Raw genomic sequence first — 2161 nt, 5'->3', positions numbered from 1 at the left:
CTCCTGCGATGGTTGACCGCCACCTCGCCGGAACCCGAGCAGTATCCGGCATAGGGCGTTCCGGTTCCCGAATAGGGAGGCGCCTTCTGCGATGCGGGGGGAACGACGCCCGAGGCATCGTGTTGCGAATAGCGGTCATTCTCATGAAGCGTCCACGGCCCGCGCTCGATCACCGACTGCCTCAGACTGTTCGGCACGTAGGTCATGACCGGATCGGCCTGTGCGGCACTTGTCAGCGCGAGCAGCGCGATCGCACCCGCCGCATTGAGATATGATTGCTTCATCAATAATCCCCCTTGATTCATTCGCTCGGACTCGTTCCGAAGGGCGATCTATCTAACAGGGCTGACCGACGTGCCTGTGACAGCCCCCGCGACGATGGCCGCCACTCGAATGATCTGGACGACAATCCCAGCGTCATCACCGGTTCATATTTGCGTCGTGTTCGATGGGCTATGCCGTCATGTGTATTCCAGGGGAGGAATTCACGTGGACGGAATCAGAAAGACCGCAATTTTCCTATCGCTCGCATCGACCGCGCTGATCTCGGCAGCGCGCGCGGACTCCGACGATCATCACCATCAGGCCATCAAGCACGTGTTGCTCGTCAGCATCGACGGCATGCACGAAGTCGACCTGCAGCGCTACGTCAAGGGCCACTCATCATCGGCCTTTGCCAAGCTGCTGAGGCACGGACTGCACTACACCAATGCGCATACATCACGTCCGTCGGACTCGTTTCCGGGCTTGCTGGCCTTCATGACCGGGGCTTCGCCGAAGACGCACGGCGTCTTCTACGACGATACATACGACCGCACATTCTATGCGCCGGGAAGCAATTGCCAGGCTCAGCCCGGCACCGAAGTCACCTATTTCGAGGCGCTGGATTACGATCTGAGCAAGCTCGATGGCGGCGGTCCCGCCGGTTCCGATCACATCAATCCCGCCAATCTGCCCATGCGTAAGGTCGGCGGAGACTGCCAGGTCGTCTATCCGCACCAATATCTGAAGAACCACACGACGACCATCATGGAGGTGATCCATGAGGCCGGCCTGCGCACGGCCTGGTCCGACAAGCATCCGGCCTATGAGATCATCAGCGGTCCGTCGGGCAAGGGCCTCGACGAGCTCTACGCACCGGAGATCAATTCCAGCACCGTGCTCGCACTGGCACCGCAGCTCGTTCCGACGCCCGGGGCGAGCGACGACTGGACCGTTAATCCGGTCTACACGCGCTATTATGACAACCTGAAGGTCACAGCGGTCATCAACTGGATCAAGGGTCTCGATCATACCGGGGCGACGAAGACCGGAGTGCCGGCGATCTTCGGCATGAACTTCCAATCCGTCAGCGTCGGCCAGAAAGTCACGGCAGCCGGCTACACCGATGCGAGCGGAACACCAAGCCCGCAGCTCGAACTCTCCCTGGAGTTCGTCGATGCCGCGATCGGCCAGATGCTCGACGAACTCGACAAACAGCACCTGACCGCGAGCACGCTCGTGATCGTCGGTGCCAAGCACGGTCAATCGCCGATCGACGTCAGCCAGCTGCACATGTTGAAGAACAGTGCAAACCCGCGATTGCTGCCCGGCCATGCCGACGTGGTCGACCCCGTCGATCTCCTGACGGCAGGCGGCGTCAACGTTGCGCTCGAAACTGCCGACGACGTGTCATTGATCTGGCTTGCGGATCAGCGCCAGACCCAGAAGGCCGTCAGCATTCTCGAGAATGACCGGGTCCTGCTGAACCAGGCCCGGATCGAGAAGATCTATCAGGATGACGAACTCGAGGACAAATTCGGCAACCCGGCCCAGGGACGCACGCCCGACATCATCATCCAGCCGCTGCACGGCACGATCTACAGCGGCAGCAAGAAGAAGGTGTCCGAGCACGGCGGCTTCACCGCCGACGACACCCATGTTGCGCTGATTGTCGCCAATCCGCGCTTCGAGGGTGGTGTCGTGGACGAGAAGGTCGAGAACAAGCAGGTCGCACCGACGATCCTGCGCGCGCTGGCTCTCGATCCTGATCGGCTGACGGGTGCCCGCGCCGAGCATACGGCGCCGCTGCCAGGCTTCGAACACTAGGCGCCGAGCAGTTCACCTCGCCACCGATGGCGATCCGGTCCTCCGAATCGCCATCGACGCCTCTCCACATCGA

General features: G+C 61.3%; 2 protein-coding genes. One reads left to right on the top strand and one right to left on the bottom strand.

Translation table 11 applies throughout. The features are described from left to right. Positions 1–284 (bottom strand): hypothetical protein (locus BRAS3809_RS28880; RefSeq protein WP_035659239.1); only part of this gene is annotated, 284 nt, incomplete at its 3' end. A gap of 205 nt (positions 285–489) precedes the next feature. Between BRAS3809_RS28880 and BRAS3809_RS28875 the strand changes: the two genes are divergently transcribed. Further along, entirely contained in the window at positions 490–2088 is a 1599-nt protein-coding gene (locus tag BRAS3809_RS28875) for an alkaline phosphatase family protein (protein WP_008965551.1), read from the top strand. The last annotated feature ends 73 nt before the right edge of the window (positions 2089–2161 follow it).

Source organism: Bradyrhizobium sp. STM 3809 (assembly GCF_000239795.1).
In the GTDB taxonomy this organism is placed as follows: Bacteria; Pseudomonadota; Alphaproteobacteria; order Rhizobiales; family Xanthobacteraceae; genus Bradyrhizobium.
The sequence above is the reverse complement of the archived record's forward strand: the minus strand, read 5'-3'. Positions and strand labels throughout refer to the sequence as shown.